This is a genomic window from Ruegeria sp. THAF57 (assembly GCF_903914075.1).
GTDB lineage: Bacteria > Pseudomonadota > Alphaproteobacteria > Rhodobacterales > Rhodobacteraceae > Ruegeria.
The window spans coordinates 1-21,830 of record NZ_CAIWNQ010000011.1 but is presented as its reverse complement, the minus strand read 5'-3'; the positions used below and the strand labels follow the sequence as shown (position 1 = coordinate 21,830).

Genomic DNA, 21,830 nt, shown 5'->3' with positions numbered 1-21,830 from the left:
AAAGGGGATAAATGGAAGTTGACCCCCTAGTTATCACGCCATCGCGCCATGTGGCTATGAGAAAACCCTAAGGCTCATCGCGATGATAGGCGTTCATGGTCAACAACTCATATTCGGCAGCAAGATCACTGTCGCGGTTAAGAAGGGTGACTTTCCACCGGACCTCACCATAGTCCTGATTTCGTGGTGACTTTTGCATAACGGTCAGACGAACGCGAATGCTGTCTCCGGCCTGAATTGGCTTGAGAAACCGCAAATTGTCCAGTCCTGTATTAGCCAAAACGGGCCCCTCGTCGGGTTGAACGAACAGACCGGCGGCGAAGCTCAGCAACAGATAGCCGTGCGCAACACGGCCCGGAAAGAACGGGTTCCGCTTGGCCGCGGCATCATCCATGTGAGCATAGAACGTGTCGCCGGTGAAATGAGCGAAGGTTTCGATGTCGTCCAGCGTAATTTCACGTTCCGCAGTATACAGTGTTTCCCCGATTTCAAGGGCGTCGAATGTACGGGTAAACGGATGGGCGTGATCAGTGATTTCGGTGGCACCCGGCACCCATTTACGGCCAATGGCCGTCAGGATGTCGGGGCTGCCCTGAATGGCGGTGCGCTGCATATAGTGCATCACGCCGCGAATACCGCCCATCTCTTCGCCGCCGCCCGCGCGACCGGGCCCGCCATGCACCATATGCGGCAGGGGTGACCCATGGCCTGTGCTTTCTTTCATCGAGGTTTGGTTGTTGAAATACAGTCGCCCGTGGAACGGCCCGGCGCCCAAAGCGACAGTTCTGGCGACGTCGGGATCGTTCGTGATGACCGATGCCACGAGGCTACCGCCACCCCGGTTGGCCATGTGGACCGCGTGTTCCAGATCGCGATAGGGCATCACGGTTGAAACGGGGCCGAACGCTTCGACCGAATGCAGCAGGTTGGCTGTGTCCGGCGACGCGCAATGAAACAGCATCGGCGGGACAAAGGCACCTTTGTCTCGGTCCGTTCCGAGCACCACGAAGTCATCGGGGTTTCCGAAAACGTGGTCCGCCTCTTGCCCGATTAGGGCGGCCTTTTCCAGAACATCCCGTCTTTGGGCCTGAGACACGAGGGCACCCATTTGTGTTTCTTTGGCCGCGGGGTCCCCAATGATGACCGATCCAAGCCGTCTGCTTAGGGCGTCAATTACGGCCTCGACCTGAGAAGCCGGGGCCATGATGCGGCGAACGGCGGTGCATTTCTGGCCTGCCTTGGCGGTCATTTCGTGGGTGGCTTCTTTGATGAACAGATCAAATTCGGGCGTGCCTGCCACGGCATCTGGGCCGAGTATCGACGCGTTGAGGCTGTCTTGTTCGGCAATGAACCGCGTTGCATTTCCTTGAAAACATGATGCGCCGCGCAGCGTTTTTGCTGTTGCAGCCGAACCGGTGAAGCTGACGATGTCTTGCCCGCCCAAATGATCCAGCAGGTCTCCGAGCCCGCCGGAAATCAACTGAATGGCGCCTTCTGGCAGCAGGCCGCTAGCCAGCATGATCCTTACGCAGTGTTCGGTGACATAGCATGTCGCCGTTGCCGGTTTTATGATTGCAGGAACCCCGGCCAAAAGCGTTGGGGCCAGCTTTTCCAGCATACCCCACACAGGAAAATTGAAGGCATTGATGTGAACGGCCACTCCGGTCAGCGAGGTGCAGATATGCTGCCCCAGAAACGTGCCGTGCCGGGACAACCGTTCGACCTCACCATCCAAATAGATGGTGTCGTCCGGCATTTCACGGCGACCTTTGCTGGCATAGACCATCAATGTGCCGATACCGCCGTCAATGTCGATCAGGTGATCTTTCTGCGTCGCGCCCGTCGCGAATGAAATGTCATAAAGGGCTTGTTTGTGTTGTCCCAAGTGCGCCGCCAACGCCTTGAGCATGCGCGCACGATCATGGAACGTCATCCCGCGCAGGGCAGGCCCGCCCTTTGAACGCGCGAAGTCCAACATGGCCCCAATGTCCAGCGCAGTGTTCCCGGCCCTTCCAATCAACTCACCGGTTACGGCCGAGTGGATATCGCGGGCTGAACTGTCGCATCCGATCCACTGTCCGGCGATGTAGCTTTCAACATTTTGTACAGTCATGAGGCCGTCCTTGCGTCTGGGTTCGGTGTGACTCAACTCATTAATTGACCTACCGGTCGGTTTATGAAATGTTTAAGTACAGGGCGGAGGAAGATCAAGGAGAATGTGGTGTCCATGACGGTGGGAAGCACGGGCCGGGTGAAGCGAAAGTTGGTCGTTTGTTTGTTCAATTCCAAAGGCCGCCAGCATGACGCCTAAAGAGCGCGCGGAACGTGCGGCGCACGCCATGTGGCGCGAGGACAACGCCAGCCGTTGGGTTGGCATGCGCATTGACGACGTGGATGAGGGCAGGGCGACACTGTCCATGATGATCGAGAAACACCATACCAACGGACATGGTATCTGCCATGGCGGTGTGATCTTCATGCTGGCCGACAGCGCCTTTGCGTTTGCTTGCAACAGCAAAAATCAGTCCACCGTCGCGCAGCACAACGATATCTCATACATTGCGCCGGGCCGATTGGGTGACCGGCTTTTCGCCGAGGCGCGCGAAGTCAGTCTGACCGGACGAAACGGCATTTATGACGTCACCGTCACCAACCAAAAAAACACAGTGATCGCAGAATTCCGAGGCTGCTCCCGCGCCATTCCGGGCCAGCTTTTTGAGGAATAGGGGAGGAGCCCATGAAAGACCTGACGCCAGCCCGAGACAGGCTCGACCCGATCGAAATAGCATCCACCGACGAAATTCGCGCCTTGCAACTGCAACGGCTGCAATGGTCGTTAAAGCACGCATATGAAAACGTCCCCTTTTATCGCCAAAGGTTTGATGCCGCAGGGGTGCACCCGGATGATTTGAAATCGCTGGCGGACCTGTCGAAGTTCCCGTTCACCTACAAGGATGACCTGCGGGCCAACTATCCCTTTGGCCTTTTTGCTGTCCCGCGTGAACAGATCGTGCGTGTGCACGCATCATCAGGGACAACGGGCAAACCAACGGTTGTCGGGTATACGCGCGGTGATATCGACAACTGGGCAAAACTGGTCGCACGGTCGATGCGTGCCAGCGGAACCAAGCCCGGTGACATCGTCCATATTGCTTATGGTTATGGCCTGTTCACCGGCGGGCTTGGCGCGCATTACGGGGCTGAGGAATTGAATTGCACCGTCGTACCTGTTTCGGGTGGGATGACCGAACGGCAGGTGATGCTGATACAGGATTTCAAACCCAGTACGATCATGGTGACCCCGTCCTACATGCTCAACATCCTTGAACAGTTTCATGCCGCCGGAATAGACCCGCGGGACAGTTCGCTGGAAGTTGGTATTTTTGGTGCCGAACCCTGGACGAACGCGATGCGGGCTGAGGTCGAGGCTGCGTTCGATATGCATGCGGTTGATATCTATGGCCTGTCGGAAATCATGGGTCCCGGTGTGGCTAATGAATGCGTCGAGACCAAGGACGGCCTGCACATCTGGGAGGATCATTTCTACCCCGAGATCATCGACCCCGAGACCGGCGAGGTCTTGCCAGACGGTGAGATCGGAGAGTTGGTCTTTACAACGCTAACCAAAGAAGGGCTGCCGATGGTACGTTACCGCACGCGCGACCTGACCCGGTTGATGCCCGGAACGGCGCGGTCGATGCGGCGGATGGAGAAGATTACCGGACGTTCCGACGACATGATCATCCTGCGCGGCGTGAATGTCTTTCCGACCCAAATCGAAGAACTGGTTCTGGCGACCCCCGAACTCGCGCCGTATTTCCAGATTGAACTGTCTCGCTCGGGCCGGATGGACGCGATGACCGTACATGTCGAAGCCGCGCCTGATGCAGCAGCGGATGACGCACGGGATACCATGGCCGGGGCCTTGTCTAAGAAGATTAAAGATACGATAGGGATCGGAACCACAGTAAGTGTCGGTGTGCCCGGCACTGTCGAACGCAGTCAGGGCAAGGCCCGACGCGTCATTGACAACAGACCAAAGGAGTGAGCCCGTGGCGCGTACGATCGCAAAAGACCACGATAAAAAACGGCAGAGCATCCTTTCGGTTGCGGCCAGTGTTTTTGCCCGCGAAGGGATTGCACGTGCCTCGATGAACCAGGTGGCAAAAAGCGCGGGCATATCGAAGGCCAACATCTATCACTACTACGACAGTAAAGAGGCGTTGCTGTTCGATATTCTGGATTCCTATCTCTCCGAATTGAACGACCGCGTCTCTTCGGTCGAATTGGAAGGCAAACCGCCCGAAGAACAGTTGCATCTGGTCTTGCGCGAATACCTTCTGGCTTATGAAGGGATGGATTATGAACACAACATCCAGAGCGAAGGAGTTTCACTGCTGCCCGACGCCATGCAGACGGTGCTGAAAGCCTATCAAAAGGATATGGTCACTCAGATGAGCGGTATTCTGGATGCGGTGAGCGGCGGCAAGTTGAGTTCGCAGCCCCGGTTGTTGCGCGAATTGACGATGTCCGTTTTTGGCATGTTGAATTGGTATTACATGTGGCACCCAAAGGCGACGCGATCGGATCGCGAGGGTTATGCAAAAACTGTCACGCAATTCACTGTTGCAGGTCTGCCCGGGGTTCAGGCCGGCAGTTAGTGGCCTGCCTCATCGTAATCCCACACTACTTTGTCTGAGACTGGGAAACACTGGCAGGTCAGAACAAAACCAGCTTCAACTTCGTAATCTTCCAGTGCGTGGTTTGCCACCATTTCTACTTCGCCTTCGATCACCCGTGCTTTGCAGGTGGAACACACCCCTGCTTTGCAGGCGTGAGGCGCGTCGAGGTTTTCAGCAAGCGCGGCTTCCAACAGGCTGGTATCCTTTGGAATGGTCAGGCTGCGGCTAACGCCGCCCAGTGTAACCCGCCCCTTGATGCCTGCATCGTCAATGGCTTTTGACGTTGGGCGGGTTTTGGCCCGGCCCGGTTGGGATGAGGCGAACAACTCGAACCGGATCTGGTCCTTTGTCAAACCATGATCCTTGAGCGATTGCGAAATCGCCAGCATCATGGGCTCCGGCCCGCAGATATACGCCATCGAGACAGAGCCTATGTCGATCCAATGCCGAAACAGAGCCGCGCATTTTTCGCCGTCGACCCTCCCCCGGAACAGGTCAATCTCCTGACTGTCATCTTCAAGTATGTGGACGATGTTCAACCGGTGCAGGTACCGGTTTTTAAGGTCCTCCAGTTCTTCCCGGAACATGATCGTGTTTGGGGTTCGATTTGCGTAGACAAGTGTAAACCGGGCAGAGGGGTCTTCGGACAGGGCGGTTTTCAGGATTGACAGAACCGGAGTGATGCCCGATCCCCCCGCAAATCCCAGATAGTGCGGGGCATCAGCATCCAACGCCGCATGAAAATTACCCATGGGCGGCATTGCAGTCATGACATCGCCCACTTGCAATTCAGTGTTGGCCCAGTTGGAAAACGCGCCGCCATCAACGCTTTTGATCCCGACCTGCAAAACACCTTCATGCGGTGCAGCGCAGATAGAATAGGAGCGCCGCAATTCCTCACCATCGAAGTCCCGTTTGAACGTTAGGTACTGGCCCGGCGCAAAGGCAAATCTGTCCGGGTTTTCGGGGTTCAGGGTCACAATAACTGCGTCGCGGATGGTTTTTTGGATGTCCGTCACGGTCAGGGGGTGAAACGTCGCCATAGCTCAAGACCTCAGATGCATTTGAAATAGTCGAATGGTTCAAGACAGCTCTGGCAACGCCATTGCGCTTTGCAGGGGGTTGAACCGAATTGGCTGATTTTCTCAAGCTGGTCGGATTTGCAATGCGGGCACCGCGTTGGTCCACCCGCGGGTTGCGGTGGCGCAATGCCGAACTCCTCCAGTCGAGAGCGGGCTTTTTCCGAAAGCCAGTCGGTCGTCCATGGTGGCGCGATACGGGTTTGGATCTGCAGGTTTTCAACCCCGTTGGCGGCCAGTGCTGTTTCTATGTCCATTGCTATCACCGCCATCGCAGGACAACCGGAATACGTTGGCGTAACGGTCACCGTCGCTGCGTTGCCGGACACCGACACGTCCCGAATGACCCCAAGATCGACCACCGAGATCACTGGGATTTCAGGGTCGGGGACGCCTTCGAGCCAGTTCCAAATCTGTGCTTCGGTCACAGGCATTGCAGCTACCACGCTGCTCCGGGGTAAGAGCGTTGGAGGGTTTGCATAACCGCCAGCATGTGTCCCAGATGCTCGGTGTGTCGAAACCCGGTGCGCCCACCTGATTGGGCAAATGTTCCCTCGGGCAATGTCAGGCAAGCTTCGGTCAACACGCGTTCAACCGTTTCCAGCCAGACGGAGTGTAAGTCCGAGGGCAGCGGCGCGACCCCTGCTTCGGCCATGGCGTGATCCGTGGCATCGACTTTGAAAACTTCTCCGCTGTAGGGCCAAAGGAACGTCAACGCGTCCGACATGCGGCGGTTACTTTCTTCCGTGCCATCCCCCAAGGCAATCACCGTGTGAGAGGATCGATCGAGGTGGTACAGCGCCTCTTTCAAGCATTTGGCTGCGATCTCGGCTACGCGCGTGTTTGTCGAGTCCTGCAAGCGTGTCAGCCACGGTACCTGAAAGGCGTCAAACAGGAACTGGCGCATTTGCGTCCGCCCAAAGTCGCCATTTGGCACTTCGAGCATCAGAAGATTTCGATAATCGTAGACCTCACGCAGGAAGGCCAGATCATCGGCGGTTCGCCCGGCGCCTTCGACCTCACCGGCATATCCCAGCCACAACTGGGTCTGGCCGATCAGGTCCAGAGCCATGTTCGCCAGCGCGATATCTTCTTCCAAAACCGGAGCGACCCCGCACCATTCCGACGTTCGATGCCCCAGCACCAGGGCATTGTCCCCCTGCCTGAGAAGGAACTCGAACAGAGGGTTTTCAGCAGCAGAGAGTGTCATCACATTTTCCCAACTTCTTTGGGGATGTCGTAAAACGTTGGATGCCGGTAGACCTTGTCACGGGCCGGATCGAATAGCGGTCCTTTGTCCGAGGGGTTGGACGCTGTGATCTCTTTGGCTTCGACAACCCAGATGCTGACGCCTTCGTTGCGGCGCGTGTAAACATCGCGCGCATTGCGGATTGCATGCTCGGCATCTGCGGCGTGCAACGATCCGACGTGGCGATGGCTCATGCCATGCTGCCCACGGATAAAGACTTCCCACAAGGGCCATTCGTTTTCGTGCGTCATCGGGTTACTCCGCTGCTTGAGAGCGTTTCTGGGATTTGCGCGCGTGGGCAAGCATCGCCTCGCGCACCCACGCGCCGTCATCCCACGCCTTGCGGCGTGTGCTCAGGCGCTCGGCGTTGCAGGGGCCGTTGCCGGATATCACTTCGAAGAATTCCGACCAGTCTGGTTCGCTGAATTCGTAATGGCCGGTCTCGTCGTTCCAGCGCAGGTTTTCATCGGGGATCGTCAGGCCTAGAAACTCGGCCTGCGGAACGGTTTCATCGACGAATTTCTGTCGCAACTCGTCGTTGGTGTTGATTTTAATTTTCCAGGCCATCGACTGTGCGGAATGCACGCTGTCCTTATCTGACGGACCGAACATCATCAACGCAGGATACCAGAACCGATTCAACGCATCCTGCGCCATGCGTTTTTGATCAGCGGTGCCCTCTTTCGCCATTTTTATCATGATGTGATAGCCTTGACGCTGGTGAAAGCTCTCTTCCTTGCAGATACGAACCATTGCGCGGGCATAAGGCCCATAAGAGGTACGCTGCAGCGGAACCTGATTCATGATCGCAGCCCCGTCGACCAGCCAGCCGACCGCGCCCATATCGGCCCATGTGAGGGTGGGGTAGTTGAAGATGGACGAATACTTCATCCGCTCGGAATGCAGCATTTCAACCAACTCATCCCGGCTGACGCCAAGTGTTTCAGCCGCACAATAAAGGTAAAGCCCGTGCCCGGCCTCGTCTTGAACTTTGGCCAGCAGATTGGCCTTACGTTCAAGTGTCGGTGCACGAGTGATCCAATTGCCCTCGGGCAGTTGGCCAACGATTTCGGAATGGGCGTGCTGACCGATCTGCCGGATCAGTGTCTTACGATAGGCCTCGGGCATATAGTCCTTTGGCTCAATCTTTTCCCCCCGGTCGATACGATCCTGAAAGGCTTTGTCCTCGGGGCTCATATCGTCCCGAGATTGAACGCCCTTACCGGTGGACTTGACCATCTGTGCATACATGCTTGCGTCCTCCTCAAACGCAAAAATCCGCATATGCGGAGGTCGCGTCTGATCCTGTTTTGGATCAGAACTGGGTCTTGTTGACCCTATTATGTTACGGAAATACTAAAGTTACAATGTTTTTGTAACATTAAATTCTCCGCGGGTTTGCTTGAGATATTTCTACGCCTAATCAATAAAATACCCGACCAGAACAGGAGGTGACCGGCATGCACAGTTCAACGGTGAATATCATTGGTGCCGGGCGGGTGGGTCAAACGATTGCCCGGCTTATGCAGGCCAAAGACGGCTACATTCTCCAAGATGTTTTGAATGCGCGTATGCAATCTGCGCAGGATTTTGTTGAGCTGATCGGTCAGGGCAGGGCCGTTGATAATTTTGCTGAGTTGCGTCCGGCGGATGTTTGGATACTGACCGTACCGGATACTCAGATTCATCGCGTTGCCGAGCAGATTGCCGAGGCTTATTCAGCCAGCCCGACGCCTTCGGTGGCCTTGCATTGCAGCGGATTCTTTCCTGCCGATCAGATGGCACCACTGCGATCCTTGAACTGGCGGCTGGCCAGTGTTCACCCGGTTCTGTCTTTTGCTGATCAAAGTGCCGCCGCGCGTCAGTTCGATGGGGTGCTTTGCGGTGTTGAAGGTGATCCCGAAGCGACGGCAGTGGCGACAACGATGTTTGAAGCACTTGGTGCCAAGTGCTTTCCTATCAAGTCTGAAGGTAAAAGCCTGTACCACGCCGCGGCGGTCATTTCGAACAACTTCACGGTCGTTTTGCAAGCGATTGCACGTGAAGCATGGGACGCGGCTGGCGTTCCGGATGACGTCGCCCAACAGTTGAACGAAACGCTGCTGAGCGGGACGTGCGAAAATGTCTGCGCGCAAGGACCCAAGGCCGCTCTGACAGGTCCGGCGGCAAGGGGCGATGATTTTGTGGTCGAAACGCAAGGCCGGGATGTCGGCGACTGGCACCCTGTGGCTGGGCGCATTTACGGCGATCTGAGCGCGTTGGCAAAGTCCCTGAGCAAAGGTGGAAAAACGCGCTCAGCAGGGGGCTGATTTTAAGCGATCAGCAGGGAAAAGCGCTCAACAACCCAGATCAATGCAACAACCGAAATCGAGGCGGCAATGAAAGCCCGGGCCCCGATCCAAACGGATGTTGGCATTCGCCTGAGGATTACTACCAACGGCCATGTCACCAGAACGATCATCAACTGTCCGATCTCGACGCCGACATTAAAGGCCAGAAGGCTTTGCCAAACATTGTCCGCGTCAACTTTCAGAATTTCGCGCAGCATGAACGAGAACCCAAACCCGTGCAAAAGCCCGACACCAGCCGTTACGCCAGCCGCAACAAGATATGAGTGTTTGCCCCCCGATCTTTGAAACACGGCGTCGGCGGCCGCTAGAATGATGGTCATGGCGATTGCCGTTTCAACGGCCGGAATGAACCAAGGGGCAGAAGGTGCCAGACCGAAAAACCCCATGATCAACGTAACGCTGTGGCCCAGCGTGAAACCTGTCACCCGCGCAAGCAGGGCCTTTAAGTTCAGCGATCCGATTACCATGCACAGGACAAACAGAACATGATCAATGCCCTCAATTATGTGCCGGACGCCTTCAACGACAAAAGTCGCAGCGGCAGAGGATGCTGTTCCAGTGATTTCGATAGGTTCGGCCAGCAAGCCCTTGGCGCGGTAGGTTCGCGTTTCGCCGTTGTGATAATTCAGTATAAGGTTGGCGGTCTCGTCCTGACCCGCCAGACCGGGGTTTGACAACATCGACAGCGCATAGGCGGCATCTGACGCATCCCCGAACGTCAGCCATATATCAACGACGGCATCACCCACGTAAACTTGCTGATCGCTACTTATGTTGATGGCAGTCGCTGCCAAGGCTTCTGTTGCCTCGGCTTTTGTCGCAAATCCTGGCTCTTGGCCGATGGGATAGACGTTCAGATTGACGATATGACCTTGGAGCCGACCATCGGCCTGCTCGATTACAAGCTCGTCGAGGACAATATCCGCAAGGGCAAATGGCGCGCGCCTGAGTGCCTCAACATCGACCAGGTGCATGACAACACCGTCTTGCAATTCATTGGTTGTGAAAGGTGCAGGGCGGGGCAGGCCGTCTGCCCCGGCAGGCCCAACTTTATCCGCCAGAATATAAGCCATCGGCGTGCGCAGCATCACATTTAGCCCGCTGTCGTCCTGGACGATATGAAATATGCGAACATTCTGGTTCAGGTTAAAATGCGCCCAGGCCCCACCTGCGACAGGCAGAAATGATAAAACCAGAACCGCAAAGTGTATTGCAAATCGCATTATGTCATCCTTGCTTCTGCGCGTTCAGGACGGTCAGCCCATCCAGATGCCATTGGTCGCCATGCCGCGATACGTTCATCAATCCGCGAAACAGCACTGATTGCTGATGCAGATGTCCCCAATGGCCGCCGCTGACCCTTGCTGTCCAATTCGCGATAATCTGGTGCGAGTTTCTGTCTTCGCCGGACGACAGCCCCTCAATCCGCAGATCGACGATCTTGTCGGTCTTTGCCAAAGCCCCCGAGGGTAGGCTTACGGATAGGCCTCGACGCAGCTCATCGCGAATTTGATCGCGATTGTCGGGTGTGACAAACGGCTCTAACGCCGCTTCCACACCTTTTATATCGGGTTCCAGCATCGCGACGCTCAGGTTGCCCAATAGACCCTGCACAACTTGATGAGTGGTCGCGTCATCAGGTGCAGTGGCCGTCACCATTGGCACGGCATAGCGGATTGGTATGGTCAGCAGAGCCGCCGTTGCGAAGGCACCGAGCATGGCAGCAAAAACGGTTCGTCGACTATCGGCAGCGCGCAGCGCAAGCACCGCGCAAATTAGGGCAGCCAAGCCAAAGCCGATCGAAACCATGGGAAGGGATATCAAACCAGCGGAATTTACGACAACGGGCCGCGTTTTGGGGTTTTCCCAAGACGTCAGATGATTGTTCCAGACCACGGTCGGGTCCGACTTGTAGATTTGCGAGGGGACGGCCCCGGCAGGATCGCTCAGGGTTATAGGAATGATGTCGGTCCCGTCAGGGAAAAGTTGCCAGGTCATTTCTACGCGATCAGCCAGCGTTGCGTGTGGATAGGACAATACAGCGCCCATCAACATGGTTGTCCGTTGCGCCTCGGCTTCGTCGGGTAATACGCGCAACCCGTCCGCGCCGACCGCGATCCGCGAGACCTGAACGTCGCGGGGCAATACGCTTGTACCGTTGATTGACAGGGGGTTGTGCTGTTCAAAAAAGGATGCAGCTTCCGATTTCACCTGCGCAACCTGATCCGGTGAAAGGCGTTCCGCCGCGCCCAAATTCAGATCTGCCCATGCTTCAAAGTCCTTCAGTCGAAAGATAATTTCATGGCGAACCTCTCGGGGCTCCATCGACAGGAACGACATGAGCGGGGATTTGTGATGGCGGGTCAGATTCGGGTTTTCAAAGGTTGTAAACCATGGGTCTTCCCAGTTGGGCAGCATTGTTTCCGGGCGAGACAGGTACCGGTAATCGGTAACGGGGACCCCAAGATGTTCGGCGACCATACCGATTGAGGCCAAGGGAATGCCGTTTTCATTTAGTGGCGGCGTAAACGTGATCTGTGTCGGCTGGCCTTGGAATTGGAATTCCATTTCAACAAACACAACGTCTTCGCTTCGGGGGCGCGGGGCTATGACTTTGCTGGCGGCGGTCAATCTGGGTGTTCTGCTGCGAACATCTATCGACCGAACCACTGGGGTCAGAGTTTTGCCGTCTGCTGCCACACCAAATGTCCGCCCCGTCCGGGCGGCCAGCGTGCGCCCTGTTCCGTCATCAGGCGCAACAAAAAACGGATAGTCGCTAAGATCTATTTCCAGCACGACGCGAACGCGGTCGGCTTCGACCAACAGCTCTGCAAAATTGGGAGCGGTTTCGCCGCCATAAGGGGACACGAGGTCTGCGGCACTATCCTTGGGCCTGGTCAACACGCAGGCCAAAAACAATGCCCAAAAACACCAGTTCACCGAGCGTGCGAGCGTCTTGGAAACGAAAAGTGATAGCTGCATAAAGACCGTTTTGACCGACGTCATAATCAAACTCTCCGTCAGACCGATCTGCCGAAAAGTCGACAACATGGAACTGATACCCAAAGCGAAGTTGTGTGTCCTCCCAACCTTCCCAGTCAAACCCGGCCAGAACGAGGTATCGCTGATCATCCCCGTTCACGTCGAACCTGATCAGTCCACCTCGGGCGGTGAGGTTCCACCGTTCATTTATGTCTGACACGTGGCGAATGGCAACCATCGGTTCCACCCACGGTCATACCCGCCCCGAATCCGGCGATGTCGATTTACTGTTCATCTCCGGGGTAGGGGAACGTTTGACCCAATACTTCTGACGCTTCTTCGTAGATTGGGCGGAGCACATCATCCACATCGTCGATCCCGTCCAGAGTGAACTGTGAAAACGTCATGACCTCTTGTGGTACGCCTGCTTTTTCCGAGAAATTGATACGGTCTTGCATATCGGGCGCCTGTGCGGGTGCGGCCAGTGGCGGCGCCCATGTGTGTTCTTCTGTGACCGCCATGCGAACTGAGATGTCGTCCTTGGTGACGTTCCAGACCATGAAATCGTCTGCAAGGGTCAACGGTCCGTCATAAGTGGAGCGTATTCTTTCATAGACACCGTTGGCCGTGTCGAAGTCATTGAAAAAGTGGTAGGCGACGGCCATGCGGGGTTTTATGTCGCTCATTACTTTTCCAAAGGCTTCGGGCGCCGTGTGAACTTGGGTTCCCACCAGAAGGGCGGACTCGGGCGTAAATTTCATTTTCGTGACCAATTCAGGCACCGCAATAAAACACTCATGGATCGCAAGATCGGCATTTTGCGCGTGTTCCTTGAACCATTTGTTAGGATACGTGTCAGAACTAAAAACAAACTTCAGACCGTTCCATTCCAATGAATAGCTGACTGACCCATCAATAGCGTGAATTGCCGGGAAGGAACGGATGGTCACACCGTTGCTTTCATAAACAATCTGGTTCTCGCCGGTGTAGTCAAACTCGTTTATCTCGAGGCTATAGCCTCGGAAATCCGTGTTTCCCGCCCTTGCTGCAAGGTCCCATGTCAGCATCCTGCGCATGTTCTCCAACGCATATGCCGTGCCGAGTTCCTCGACCGGGCCGCTTGGCCCCCACACGCGCAATGGCACGTTTCGCCCCATCAATGCCCCGCCGATAAAGAGGTCATGCAAGGCCCCGAAATGGTCAGTGTGGAGGTGCCCGATAAAGACCTTGTCCAAATAGTTGTAGGGGATTTGCAACGAAGAAATCCGTTCCGCTGAACCTGATCCGATGTCGAACAGGAACTTGTCGCCGTTCCCCAATTCAACAAGGAAACACGCCGCAGCCTGTGCTGCACGCGTGGTTGGCATCCCGGTGCCGCAGGCGATGACCCGCATCTCGTCTTCAGCCAGATCTTCGGTGTTCGGGTAATAAACGTCACGCGGGCGGTCGCGCACCATTGTTGGCGAAACTTCCTGGGTTTCTTGTGCATAGGCGGCACCTGGTACGAACAAAGCCTCTATGGCGTCGGTGAAAGTCTGGGGCGCTATGGCCCACGCGCCAAAGACCAGCCCGATCGAAAAGTGTTTGCCGAGATGTGAAAAACGTGTGCGCCGTGACATGGATTTCCCCTTTGTGATCAAATGACAATGCAATTCGGATCGCAGACCAGTTAGGCTTATCTGCGGGGTGTAGCCTTTTAATTCTGCACCTTAATGGCACCCCACGTAAGTGACTCACGGTGAGAATCCGGGTGACTCACGTCGAATTAATTGCAATTATCTGAATGTGATGGCCGCTTCAGATGGAATCTCGGAACAAGACAAGCGTCGTGCGCTTGCCAACGTGTTGGACGATACGCATTTCGATGGCGCGGATAGGTTGCGTTCGTTTCTAACCTATGTGGTTGAGGAAGAGATCGCGGGGCGGGGGGCCGATATTCGCGGAAAGACGGTCGCGCAGGATGTCTATGACCGCGACACGACAGAAGGCATAGACCCGGAAAATGTCGTCCGCGTAGACGCACGGCGACTTCGGCAGCTTCTGGAACTGTATTACGAGGGTGTCGGCAAGTTTGACCCTGTTCGATTGTACATCGACACAGGAGGGTATCGCCCACGGTTTGAACCTGCGACGAAACGTATTCAGCCCGATCCCCGTAAGTCAGAAAAAGCACTCTGGCTGCCACTTGCGGCGTTTACCGCAGGTGCGATTTTGGGCGCGGTCTTGGCGGTCAGCTTTTTGCCTGTAACGTCGGAGCGGGGTTCCGGTTCAAAGCCTGATAGTGTTGCGGTGGGAAAGCCCGACTTGCTACGGAATGCCGCGATTTATGAAAAGTCTCCGTCCGCTTTGCAGGCCTACAACCTGGCACAACAGGCGCGCGTTATGACTTTCCCGATTTTTGATTTGCCAAGACAGATACTGGTCCTTTCGGTGTTTGAACGGGTCATCGAAATGGATGGAACCTATTTCGGAGGGTACGCTGGGGCGGCACAGACTCTGGCGACGCTGTCCATCTTGATCCCCGAGTTGCAGGCCAAAGCTGACTATGCGACGGCCGCTATGGATTTCGCGGACAAAGCGATGCAACTGGCACCCGAGCAAGGGTGGAGCCAGTCGGCAAAAAGCTGGGCCTATTTTGCCAATGGCGATTATGAAGCGGCTTTGACGCTTGGGCGGCGTGCATCCCAGCTTGACCCGGCGGACGGTGCCATTCTGGATTTTCTGGGTGCCGTTGCCCTGTTTTCGGGTGACTTCAAAGAAGCGGTCGAAATTGCGGATCGTCTGTCTTTGCTGGAGTCCAGCAATCAACGGTTTGCCAATCGCAACATCTCTGGAGCCGCACATTTTCATCTAGGTGAATTTGAAACGACGATCGCAAGGTTTGAAGAGGCGAAGGAGCTAGGCGACCCTCTCAGCGCGCCGTCATTGGCTTATGTGACCGCTTCGTTAGCGGCTTTGGGGCGCGAGTCAGAGGCGCGCGCGAAACTGGCAGAGTTGGAGCTTGCCTGGCCGGAAGTGCCGGTCGATGCGATGTTGAAAAGTATCTACAGGAATGACGCACATGCAGCGGCGGTCATTGATAGGCTGGTCGCATTAGGGTGGACTGGACCGTCGCAAGAAACAGCGGCGTCGCAATAAAGCCCCGCCAATTATCAAGGGTCAAAGTTTTCGGTAAACTAGGTCGCTATCGTGCGCGTTTGGTTCCTGATGCAAAATTTCAGTGACTTTCGCGTGAAGGGGCGATTTCCTGCATACGGGATCCGTTGCTCCGGCGTCGCCAGCCAACGCAAGGGCCTGACACCGGCAGCCGCCAAAATCCAGCTCTTTTCGGTCGCAGCTCTGACAGGGTTCGGGCATCCAATCTGTTCCGCGATAGGCGTTGAAGGCTTGGCTATTGTACCAGATATCTTCAAGCCCGATGTCGCGTACGTTTTCAAACCTGAGATGGGTCAGCGTCTGTGCTGCGTGGCAGGGCAGAACCGTACCATTGGGCGTGATGTTTAAACCGGTTGATCCCCACCCGCCCATGCAGGCCTTGGGAAAATCGGAATAGTAATCTGGTGGGACGAAGTCAAAGGCCAGAACCCCCTGCAACCGACGGGCGGCCTCGGCCACTGTTTCCTTCACGGCCTGGGTCTGTTCCCGAGTCGGCAGAAGAGCGGCGCGGTTCTGCAGCGCCCAGCCGTGAAATTGGACACAAGCAACCTCAAGCCGCCGCGCGCCAAGTTCGACGGCCATTTCAATGGTCCGGTCCAGATCATCCAGATTTTTCCGGTGCATTACCGCGTTCAGCGTAAGCGGAATGCCCCTTTCGCGGATGTCTTTGGCAACGCTCATCTTGCGATCGAAACCACCGCGATACCCGCCGATAATATCTGCAAGGTTGGCGTTTGTGCCCTGAAGCGACAATTGGATGTGATCCAGTCCTGCGGCTTCCAGATTGTCCAGACGCCTAGGTGTTAATCCGATGCCCGATGTGATAAGATTTGTGTAAAGTCCAAGCCCCGCCGCGTGTTCCGTAAGTTCTTCGAGGTCGCGGCGCGAAGCAGGCTCTCCACCGGACAGATGCACTTGTAAAACACCAAGGTCGCGCGCTTGTCCCAGGACCTCTTTCCACGTTTCCGTATCCAGTTCGGTTTCTTTACGCTCCAACTCGACCGGGTTGCTGCAATAGGGACAACTAAGCGGACAGCGATGTGTCAGCTCGGCAAGCAGGGCTATTGGCGCAGATGGGGTCATTCCTGCACCATTACGTAAAGGCGGCCGCGCAAGGCCTGCAGAAATCGCTGGACATCAGGTTCCACCTGTTCGGCTGGCGCGTTGTAGGTGGCGGCTAAATCCTGAACCAAGTCTTCAAGTCTGGTTATGCCGTCGATCCGTGACAGGATCGCAACTCCGATATCGTCCAACTCGATGACTTTTTCGGGCGCCATCAAAACGGTTCGGTTGCGTTTCTCGTCTCGTTGTACGCGCACCCCGCGGGGCAGGTAAGGACGGTCGGTTTTGCGCAGCGTAAGGGTCATGCCATGCCTTCTCCGGGCTTCCACGCACCGGGAGGGACGGAGCCCGGCGTGACATAAGCTGCCCATAGCGCGTCCAACTGGGCCCAAAGCACGTTGGTTTTGAATATCAGCGCGTCGCAGGCCATATCCTCTTTTTCGGCTGTATCCGCATGATCCAACACCCAGTTGAGGCCAAAGGCCACGTCTTTGGGTGCCTGTGTCAGGCGTTTACGAAAATAGGACAGGCTATCCGCGTTTGCGAATTCATAATGAGCCAACAGTCCTTCGATCCGCTGTTCGTGGATTTTGGGCGCAAACAACTCGGTCAGAGATGACGCGACCGCCTGAAGCATCGGGCGTTCACGGACATAATGGACATAGGCATCGACAGCGAACTGAGTTGCGGGCAGCACTCCACGGCCCGATGCAACATAGTCGGGGTCCAACCCCACGGCTTCGGCCAGTTTCAACCAACGTCGGATGCCGCCACCTTCTTCAACGCCGCCGTCATGATCTTCGATGCGTGAGCGCCATTCACGGCGAATGTCCGGGTCCGCGCAACGCGACATGAAAGCTGCGTCTTTCAAAGGGATTGCGGCTTGATATGCCCAGCGATTGATCACCCAGGCGCGCACTTGATCCGGTGAACACTGCCCGCTGTGAAGACGGTGATGAAAGGGGTGCTTGTCGTGATACCGTTCTTGTCCGATCTGCCGCAGACGGGCTTCCAGGGTCTCTCGGCTCATATTGCGATCTCCTGCCCATCAAACGCGATTGACCAACCAGCCTTTTCAACGGCAGCGCGCTCGGGGCTGTGTGGCTGCAACATCGGGTTTGTATTGTTGATATGGATGAACGTTTTGGCAGCCGTCACTCCGGCCAGTTGCGCGATCGACCCCTCAGGTCCGTTGACCGAGATATGTCCCATACGCCGACCGGTTTTCACCCCGGTGCCTGTATGGATCATCTCGTCGTCTTCATACAATGTTCCGTCAAAGAAGAGCTGATCCGCGTCACGAAGCTGATCCAGCAGCTTTGGCGTTACCCGGGCGCAGCCGGGAATATAATAAGCCACTTTGTTACCTGTCGAAAGGCGCACCCCTACGGTTTGTTCGCCCATCAGGTCGGTGTCTACGGCCTCGCCTTCCATGAACAAGGGAACCTTTCCCGGAACAGCGAACAACCGTGCCTGCAGACCGTCTTGTAGGGCAAAGTCTTTGTCCAAGGCTATGCGGGAACGTGTTACTTTTTCTCGGTTCACGGCGTCAAAAATTCTGTTTGCTGCCAAAACATCAAGAATATCTCCGGTGGCAAACAGCGAAAACGGCGTCTGCTCGCGCAGGCTGAGAAGGCCCGCGATGTGGTCAATGTCCCCATTCGTCAGCAGAACCGACGCAACAGGTGCGTCGCGAATTGATCGGGGATGCAGTTGAGGATTGTCCAGCATCTGCTGCCGGATGTCTGGTGACGCGTTCAGAATGCTCCAGCTTTCACCGTCAGGTGACACAGCCAATGAAGACTGACCCGATGGAGGGATAAGCCCGCTACGAGCGTCCCGGCAATTCCGGCAACCGCAATTCCATTGCGGCAGTCCGCCACCAGCAGAAGCCCCAAGAACCAAAAATCGCACCTCGGGCCTCCGCTGAGCTTAAGTAATTAGAACAGGTCGCGCTCGTGCTCGCGGCCTTCGTCCTCGGACGGAGAATACATATTGATCTCCATGCCGCAATTCACTTCCTTCAGTTTCGGCGTGCTCCAGGTCATTGATTCCTCCACAGCTGGGTGCTTACAGCAAAAAACCTACAACCGGCACCTTATCGGGAAAATGCTGCTTTGGTCGTAAGGCTGTAATCTCATTGTCTGATCCATTACGCACATCGTCAATGGTCCTCGATAGGCAAACTGCGTTTTAGGACTTTCGTCGAATGTCCTGAGTGTGATGGGAAATATAGTGTTCAGCCCATGCGCAAGCTGGTTGCAATTGTTATTCTGCTATTCGGCAGCCTGATGGCTGCGGCTGAGCCGCTGCCGCGGGAAAAACTCGAGGATTTTATTCGTGCGCCGTTTTCCCTTGGGGATGCCTTGAATGACAAGGGGGTTTACGCGCTGCTGAATTCGGGCGGTATCGAGGCCGGATTTGTTTTTGAAACTGAGCCCTTAGCGCCCTTGCCGGGATTTTCCGGAGCGCCGATCAATATGTTGGTTGTTTTGGACCTGGAAGGGCGGTTCATGGACGTCCAACTGATTGAGCATAATGAGCCGATCTTTGTCTCAGGTTTGGGACAAGCGCCCTTTCACAAGTTCTTTGAGCAGTATGGGGGACATTCGATCTCGGACTCAATCGTGGTCGGCACACAGTACGGCGACGCCGCGTCGGGATCACAGCTTGTTTACCTAGACGGCGTGACCAAGGCCACGGCCAGTGTCCGCATCGCGCATGAATCGGTCATGGGCGCTGCTCTTGCGGTGGCACGGGAAAAGATGCAGGGCTTGGCAACGTCACCGCCCGCCTTCCCGAACCCGGATCATGACGAAAACCTGACTTGGGATGACTTGATCGCCACCGGGATCGCAACCCACAAAACGCTGTCAAATTCCGAAGTGGAAGCACTTTTTGCTGGCACTTTGTGGGAAGATGACGACCCCGAGGCGCAGGATTACCCGGATGAGCCGTATCTCGACCTGTGGATCGTGGACTTGGGTCCTAAATCAATTGCCCGTGCTGCGCTTTCAACAGGCAGTTTCGAAGAATTGCAGGGTTTTATGGAGATTTCGGACAATGACGAGCCGATCCTTCTGATCGAAACCGCCCGACACGGCCTTGTCAGTGATGAATTCGTTCGAAACACAGCGCCAGATTGGATTTCAGCGGAGCAGGATGGATTGCCAGTGGCCCTGCGCGATGCCGACCTGCTTGTTGAATTGGCAGATGGCGCGCCAGATGGCACTGCCATGATCCTGCGGACAGACCGGCGATTGGGTTTTGATCCGTCGCGGGACTGGATTCTAAAGGTATTGGCTGTGCGGGAACATGGCATATTCCAACCGGAAACCGGGTCGGTAACACTCGAAATCTCACACACAACCCCTGATCGTTTCTTTTCCCGGCCCGTTCAGATCAAACCTGCACCCCCGTGGTTGGAGGCTCTGAGAAGCCGCCAATCCGACATGATTATCCTGTCGGTATTTTTGGTTGGGCTGGTGTCCACGCTTGGATTCCGAATGAATTCATTTGCCGCCCAGCCAATGTTCACTCCGTACCGCCTGGGCATTCTGGCGGTTGTCGTTGGATTTGTCGGGTGGTGGGGTCAGGGGCAATTGTCAATCGTGACGGTTCTCGGCTCCCTTCGCGCCGCACTTGAGGGAGGCAGCTTTGCGTTTCTTCTCTATGATCCCTTTTCGCTCCTGATTTGGGCGGTTTCGATTGTTGGTCTTGGCGCGTGGGGCAGGGGGCTGTTTTGCGGCTGGCTCTGCCCATTTGGCGCGCTGCAGGAATTTGCGCACCATGTAGGAAGGGCTCTGCGGATTCCGCAAATAGAACCGTCCGACAAATGGGACCAGCGTTTGAAATGGTTGAAATACGTGGTGCTCGCGGCTCTTGTCGTCGTCGTTTTTACGATCCCCGACCAGATCGACAAAGCCGCCGAGGTCGAACCTTTCAAAACCGCTATTACCACTTTCTTCGTGCGCGAATGGTACTACGTCGCTTATGCCGCCTTTTGGCTGTTCCTGGGCATGGTCATGTTCAAAGGGTTTTGCCGCTATGTCTGCCCGTTAGGCGCGTTTCTGGCAATCGGAGGGCTCATACGTGGACGCGATTGGATCGACCGCAGGGCTGATTGTGGTTCACCCTGCCAACTTTGCCGGGTAAAGTGTAAATACGGCGCAATCAAAAAGACTGGAGAAATCCAGTACGATGAATGCTTCCAATGTTTGGACTGCGTCGCAATTCACGACGACCGTCAGCGCTGCGTCCCATTGATCATTGCCGCCCGCCGCCAGGAACGAAAGGTTGCAGCCAAGTGATGAAACGCCGCCGTTTTCTAGCAATCTCTGCCGCTGCAATTGCCGCCCCTGCTGGCGCTCAGACAACGACCTGGCGCGGATACGCCTTGGGTGCCGAAGTCAGCCTGACCTTTGCCGCAGACCCTGCCACGGCCGCCGCAGCCATAGAAAAAGTGACCGCGTTGCTGCAAGATTGTGAGGACCAATTCAGCCTGTATCGCCCCAGTTCAGCCTTGTCGCAGTTGAACAGCCAAGGCAGCCTGCGCAACCCATCACCGCAATTTTTTCAGCTACTTTTGGCCTGCCAAGAGGCGCACACTTTGACAGGTGGCCAATTTGATCCAACGGTTCAACCGTTGTGGGAAGCATTGGCCAAGGGCAGAGATCTGGACGCGGCAAAAGGCTTAATTGGCTGGGACCGTGTGAAGATTTCTCCAGACAGAATTATTCTTGGCCGTGGTCAGAAATTGACACTGAACGGCATCGCGCAGGGCTATGCGACAGATATGGTTGCCAGTGCCCTCAAACAGTCAGGCTGGACCAAAGTTTTGGTCAATGTCGGAGAGTTTCACGCCGGTGGTAAGGTATGGACTTTGGGAATTTCCGACCCTCGTCATGGCATAGTTCAGACTGTCCAACTGAAGGACAGAGCGATCGCAACATCCAGCCCGCAAGCGATGAGGTTGAGCGCAGAGCACACCCATATTCTTGATCCCAGAAACCACGGCGCGCCGGTGTGGTCGACTGTCAGCGTTGAAGCTTCGAATGCAACAACCGCCGATGCACTGTCCACAGCGTTTTGTTACCTGAGTGTGGATGGAATCGAACGGACACTTGCGAAAACAAACGGAAACCCGTCCGCCTACTGCTTGTCCTCTGGCGGTAGGGTCAGACATTTGACCGCTTAACCAAGGCCCTTTGTTTCCGGGCCTTGGCTTATTGGTGTGTTACGAGCAGGCGTTGATTGCGCGTTTAGTCAT

At 55.8% G+C, this 21,830-nt stretch carries 22 protein-coding genes; 7 read left to right on the top strand and 15 right to left on the bottom strand.

Annotation, left to right across the window (positions count from 1 at the left end; translation table 11 throughout):
- Positions 1 to 67: 67 nt before the first annotated feature.
- Positions 68 to 2,113 carry a phenylacetic acid degradation bifunctional protein PaaZ gene (gene paaZ / locus RUESEDTHA_RS19450; RefSeq protein ID WP_180888328.1) on the bottom strand — a complete coding sequence of 682 codons (2,046 nt, stop codon included), beginning with the start codon at positions 2,111 to 2,113 and terminating at the stop codon, positions 68 to 70.
- A 187-nt stretch (positions 2,114 to 2,300) separates the two neighbouring features.
- On the opposite strand from paaZ, the gene paaI reads away from it, so the two are divergent.
- Genes paaI through RUESEDTHA_RS19435 form a run of 3 tightly spaced genes read left to right on the top strand, consistent with a single transcriptional unit; the run spans position 2,301 to position 4,661 of the window.
- A complete protein-coding gene (gene paaI, locus RUESEDTHA_RS19445) occupies positions 2,301 to 2,726 on the top strand; it encodes a hydroxyphenylacetyl-CoA thioesterase PaaI (RefSeq protein WP_180888327.1) in 426 nt (141 codons plus the stop codon).
- 11 nt (positions 2,727 to 2,737) lie between these two features.
- Complete coding sequence (gene paaK, locus RUESEDTHA_RS19440; RefSeq protein ID WP_180888326.1) at positions 2,738 to 4,048, top strand: phenylacetate--CoA ligase PaaK; 1,311 nt, start codon at positions 2,738 to 2,740, stop codon at positions 4,046 to 4,048.
- A 4-nt stretch (positions 4,049 to 4,052) separates the two neighbouring features.
- On the top strand, positions 4,053 to 4,661 hold the full coding sequence (locus RUESEDTHA_RS19435; protein ID WP_180888325.1) for a TetR/AcrR family transcriptional regulator: 609 nt from the start codon (positions 4,053 to 4,055) through the stop codon (positions 4,659 to 4,661).
- Here RUESEDTHA_RS19435 and RUESEDTHA_RS19430 read toward each other — a convergent pair.
- From RUESEDTHA_RS19430 to paaA, 5 genes are read right to left on the bottom strand one after another with little or no spacing between them, the layout of a single operon-like run.
- Positions 4,658 to 5,725, bottom strand: a complete 1,068-nt coding sequence (locus RUESEDTHA_RS19430) for a ferredoxin--NADP reductase (RefSeq protein WP_180888324.1) — start codon at positions 5,723 to 5,725, stop codon at positions 4,658 to 4,660. The two genes, RUESEDTHA_RS19435 and RUESEDTHA_RS19430, sit on opposite strands and share 4 nt — an antisense overlap.
- An 11-nt stretch (positions 5,726 to 5,736) precedes the next feature.
- Complete coding sequence (gene paaD / locus RUESEDTHA_RS19425) at positions 5,737 to 6,195, bottom strand: 1,2-phenylacetyl-CoA epoxidase subunit PaaD (protein ID WP_180888323.1); 459 nt, start codon at positions 6,193 to 6,195, stop codon at positions 5,737 to 5,739.
- A gap of 5 nt (positions 6,196 to 6,200) precedes the next feature.
- Positions 6,201 to 6,971, bottom strand: a complete 771-nt coding sequence (paaC, locus tag RUESEDTHA_RS19420) for a 1,2-phenylacetyl-CoA epoxidase subunit PaaC (RefSeq protein WP_180888322.1) — start codon at positions 6,969 to 6,971, stop codon at positions 6,201 to 6,203.
- Entirely contained in the window at positions 6,971 to 7,261 is a 291-nt protein-coding gene (gene paaB / locus RUESEDTHA_RS19415; RefSeq protein ID WP_180888321.1) for a 1,2-phenylacetyl-CoA epoxidase subunit PaaB, read from the bottom strand. The genes paaC and paaB overlap by 1 nt, the downstream gene beginning before the upstream one ends.
- Positions 7,262 to 7,265: 4 nt before the next feature.
- Positions 7,266 to 8,261, bottom strand: a complete 996-nt coding sequence (paaA, locus tag RUESEDTHA_RS19410; RefSeq protein ID WP_180888320.1) for a 1,2-phenylacetyl-CoA epoxidase subunit PaaA — start codon at positions 8,259 to 8,261, stop codon at positions 7,266 to 7,268.
- Between the two features lie 209 nt (positions 8,262 to 8,470).
- On the opposite strand from paaA, the gene RUESEDTHA_RS19405 reads away from it, so the two are divergent.
- On the top strand, positions 8,471 to 9,319 hold the full coding sequence (locus RUESEDTHA_RS19405; RefSeq protein ID WP_180888319.1) for a Rossmann-like and DUF2520 domain-containing protein: 849 nt from the start codon (positions 8,471 to 8,473) through the stop codon (positions 9,317 to 9,319).
- 2 nt (positions 9,320 to 9,321) lie between these two features.
- Here the strand turns inward: RUESEDTHA_RS19405 and RUESEDTHA_RS19400 are convergent, their stop codons facing one another.
- From RUESEDTHA_RS19400 to gntH, 4 genes are read right to left on the bottom strand one after another with little or no spacing between them, the layout of a single operon-like run.
- Positions 9,322 to 10,584, bottom strand: coding sequence for a HupE/UreJ family protein (locus RUESEDTHA_RS19400; RefSeq protein WP_180888318.1), 1,263 nt, complete (start codon positions 10,582 to 10,584; stop codon positions 9,322 to 9,324).
- Positions 10,585 to 10,588: 4 nt separating this feature from the next.
- Positions 10,589 to 12,262, bottom strand: a complete 1,674-nt coding sequence (locus RUESEDTHA_RS19395; RefSeq protein WP_180888317.1) for a hypothetical protein — start codon at positions 12,260 to 12,262, stop codon at positions 10,589 to 10,591.
- The gene (locus tag RUESEDTHA_RS19390; RefSeq protein ID WP_180888316.1) at positions 12,243 to 12,581 is read right to left on the bottom strand and encodes a hypothetical protein; all 339 of its coding nucleotides are present in this window, start codon (positions 12,579 to 12,581) and stop codon (positions 12,243 to 12,245) included. Before RUESEDTHA_RS19390 ends, RUESEDTHA_RS19395 begins: the two co-directional genes overlap by 20 nt.
- 46 nt (positions 12,582 to 12,627) lie before the next feature.
- The gene (gene gntH, locus RUESEDTHA_RS19385; protein WP_180888315.1) at positions 12,628 to 13,962 is read right to left on the bottom strand and encodes a guanitoxin biosynthesis MBL fold metallo-hydrolase GntH; all 1,335 of its coding nucleotides are present in this window, start codon (positions 13,960 to 13,962) and stop codon (positions 12,628 to 12,630) included.
- A 169-nt stretch (positions 13,963 to 14,131) separates the two neighbouring features.
- Here gntH and RUESEDTHA_RS19380 point away from each other — a divergent pair, with 169 nt between their 5' ends.
- Positions 14,132 to 15,481 carry a tetratricopeptide repeat protein gene (locus RUESEDTHA_RS19380; protein WP_180888314.1) on the top strand — a complete coding sequence of 450 codons (1,350 nt, stop codon included), beginning with the start codon at positions 14,132 to 14,134 and terminating at the stop codon, positions 15,479 to 15,481.
- Between the two features lie 21 nt (positions 15,482 to 15,502).
- On the opposite strand, the gene pqqE is transcribed toward RUESEDTHA_RS19380, so the two are convergent.
- The 5 genes from pqqE to pqqA are packed head-to-tail and all read right to left on the bottom strand — an operon-like array spanning position 15,503 to position 18,609.
- Positions 15,503 to 16,582 (bottom strand): pyrroloquinoline quinone biosynthesis protein PqqE, encoded by a 1,080-nt coding sequence (gene pqqE, locus RUESEDTHA_RS19375; RefSeq protein WP_180888313.1) that lies wholly within the window; start codon positions 16,580 to 16,582, stop codon positions 15,503 to 15,505.
- Complete coding sequence (pqqD, locus tag RUESEDTHA_RS19370) at positions 16,579 to 16,866, bottom strand: pyrroloquinoline quinone biosynthesis peptide chaperone PqqD (protein ID WP_180888312.1); 288 nt, start codon at positions 16,864 to 16,866, stop codon at positions 16,579 to 16,581. The genes pqqE and pqqD overlap by 4 nt, the downstream gene beginning before the upstream one ends.
- Complete coding sequence (pqqC, locus tag RUESEDTHA_RS19365; RefSeq protein WP_180888311.1) at positions 16,863 to 17,591, bottom strand: pyrroloquinoline-quinone synthase PqqC; 729 nt, start codon at positions 17,589 to 17,591, stop codon at positions 16,863 to 16,865. Before pqqC ends, pqqD begins: the two co-directional genes overlap by 4 nt.
- Entirely contained in the window at positions 17,588 to 18,475 is an 888-nt protein-coding gene (pqqB, locus tag RUESEDTHA_RS19360; protein WP_180888310.1) for a pyrroloquinoline quinone biosynthesis protein PqqB, read from the bottom strand. The genes pqqC and pqqB overlap by 4 nt, the downstream gene beginning before the upstream one ends.
- A gap of 26 nt (positions 18,476 to 18,501) precedes the next feature.
- Positions 18,502 to 18,609, bottom strand: a complete 108-nt coding sequence (gene pqqA / locus RUESEDTHA_RS19355) for a pyrroloquinoline quinone precursor peptide PqqA (protein WP_170537497.1) — start codon at positions 18,607 to 18,609, stop codon at positions 18,502 to 18,504.
- A gap of 198 nt (positions 18,610 to 18,807) precedes the next feature.
- Here pqqA and RUESEDTHA_RS19350 point away from each other — a divergent pair, with 198 nt between their 5' ends.
- Positions 18,808 to 20,871: a 4Fe-4S binding protein gene (locus tag RUESEDTHA_RS19350; RefSeq protein ID WP_180888309.1), complete on the top strand. Its 2,064-nt coding sequence runs from the start codon at positions 18,808 to 18,810 to the stop codon at positions 20,869 to 20,871.
- Positions 20,871 to 21,758 carry an FAD:protein FMN transferase gene (locus tag RUESEDTHA_RS19345; RefSeq protein WP_180888308.1) on the top strand — a complete coding sequence of 296 codons (888 nt, stop codon included), beginning with the start codon at positions 20,871 to 20,873 and terminating at the stop codon, positions 21,756 to 21,758. The genes RUESEDTHA_RS19350 and RUESEDTHA_RS19345 overlap by 1 nt, the downstream gene beginning before the upstream one ends.
- The last annotated feature ends 72 nt before the right edge of the window (positions 21,759 to 21,830 follow it).

What these genes read in the sequence shown, in the direction of transcription:
- paaI (WP_180888327.1), top strand. Translation starts at nt 2,301, where the DNA reads ATGACGCCTAAAGAGCGCGCGGAACGTGCGGCGCACGCCATGTGGCGC.
- gntH (WP_180888315.1), bottom strand. Translation starts at nt 13,962, where the DNA reads ATGTCACGGCGCACACGTTTTTCACATCTCGGCAAACACTTTTCGATC.
- paaB (WP_180888321.1), bottom strand. Translation starts at nt 7,261, where the DNA reads ATGACGCACGAAAACGAATGGCCCTTGTGGGAAGTCTTTATCCGTGGG.
- RUESEDTHA_RS19390 (WP_180888316.1), bottom strand. Translation starts at nt 12,581, where the DNA reads ATGGTTGCCATTCGCCACGTGTCAGACATAAATGAACGGTGGAACCTC.
- RUESEDTHA_RS19380 (WP_180888314.1), top strand. Translation starts at nt 14,132, where the DNA reads ATGGCCGCTTCAGATGGAATCTCGGAACAAGACAAGCGTCGTGCGCTT.
- paaC (WP_180888322.1), bottom strand. Translation starts at nt 6,971, where the DNA reads ATGACACTCTCTGCTGCTGAAAACCCTCTGTTCGAGTTCCTTCTCAGG.
- paaZ (WP_180888328.1), bottom strand. Translation starts at nt 2,113, where the DNA reads ATGACTGTACAAAATGTTGAAAGCTACATCGCCGGACAGTGGATCGGA.
- RUESEDTHA_RS19345 (WP_180888308.1), top strand. Translation starts at nt 20,871, where the DNA reads ATGAAACGCCGCCGTTTTCTAGCAATCTCTGCCGCTGCAATTGCCGCC.
- paaD (WP_180888323.1), bottom strand. Translation starts at nt 6,195, where the DNA reads ATGCCTGTGACCGAAGCACAGATTTGGAACTGGCTCGAAGGCGTCCCC.
- RUESEDTHA_RS19430 (WP_180888324.1), bottom strand. Translation starts at nt 5,725, where the DNA reads ATGGCGACGTTTCACCCCCTGACCGTGACGGACATCCAAAAAACCATC.
- pqqC (WP_180888311.1), bottom strand. Translation starts at nt 17,591, where the DNA reads ATGAGCCGAGAGACCCTGGAAGCCCGTCTGCGGCAGATCGGACAAGAA.
- pqqD (WP_180888312.1), bottom strand. Translation starts at nt 16,866, where the DNA reads ATGACCCTTACGCTGCGCAAAACCGACCGTCCTTACCTGCCCCGCGGG.
- RUESEDTHA_RS19400 (WP_180888318.1), bottom strand. Translation starts at nt 10,584, where the DNA reads ATGCGATTTGCAATACACTTTGCGGTTCTGGTTTTATCATTTCTGCCT.
- paaK (WP_180888326.1), top strand. Translation starts at nt 2,738, where the DNA reads ATGAAAGACCTGACGCCAGCCCGAGACAGGCTCGACCCGATCGAAATA.
- pqqA (WP_170537497.1), bottom strand. Translation starts at nt 18,609, where the DNA reads ATGACCTGGAGCACGCCGAAACTGAAGGAAGTGAATTGCGGCATGGAG.
- RUESEDTHA_RS19350 (WP_180888309.1), top strand. Translation starts at nt 18,808, where the DNA reads ATGCGCAAGCTGGTTGCAATTGTTATTCTGCTATTCGGCAGCCTGATG.
- pqqE (WP_180888313.1), bottom strand. Translation starts at nt 16,582, where the DNA reads ATGACCCCATCTGCGCCAATAGCCCTGCTTGCCGAGCTGACACATCGC.
- RUESEDTHA_RS19405 (WP_180888319.1), top strand. Translation starts at nt 8,471, where the DNA reads ATGCACAGTTCAACGGTGAATATCATTGGTGCCGGGCGGGTGGGTCAA.
- paaA (WP_180888320.1), bottom strand. Translation starts at nt 8,261, where the DNA reads ATGTATGCACAGATGGTCAAGTCCACCGGTAAGGGCGTTCAATCTCGG.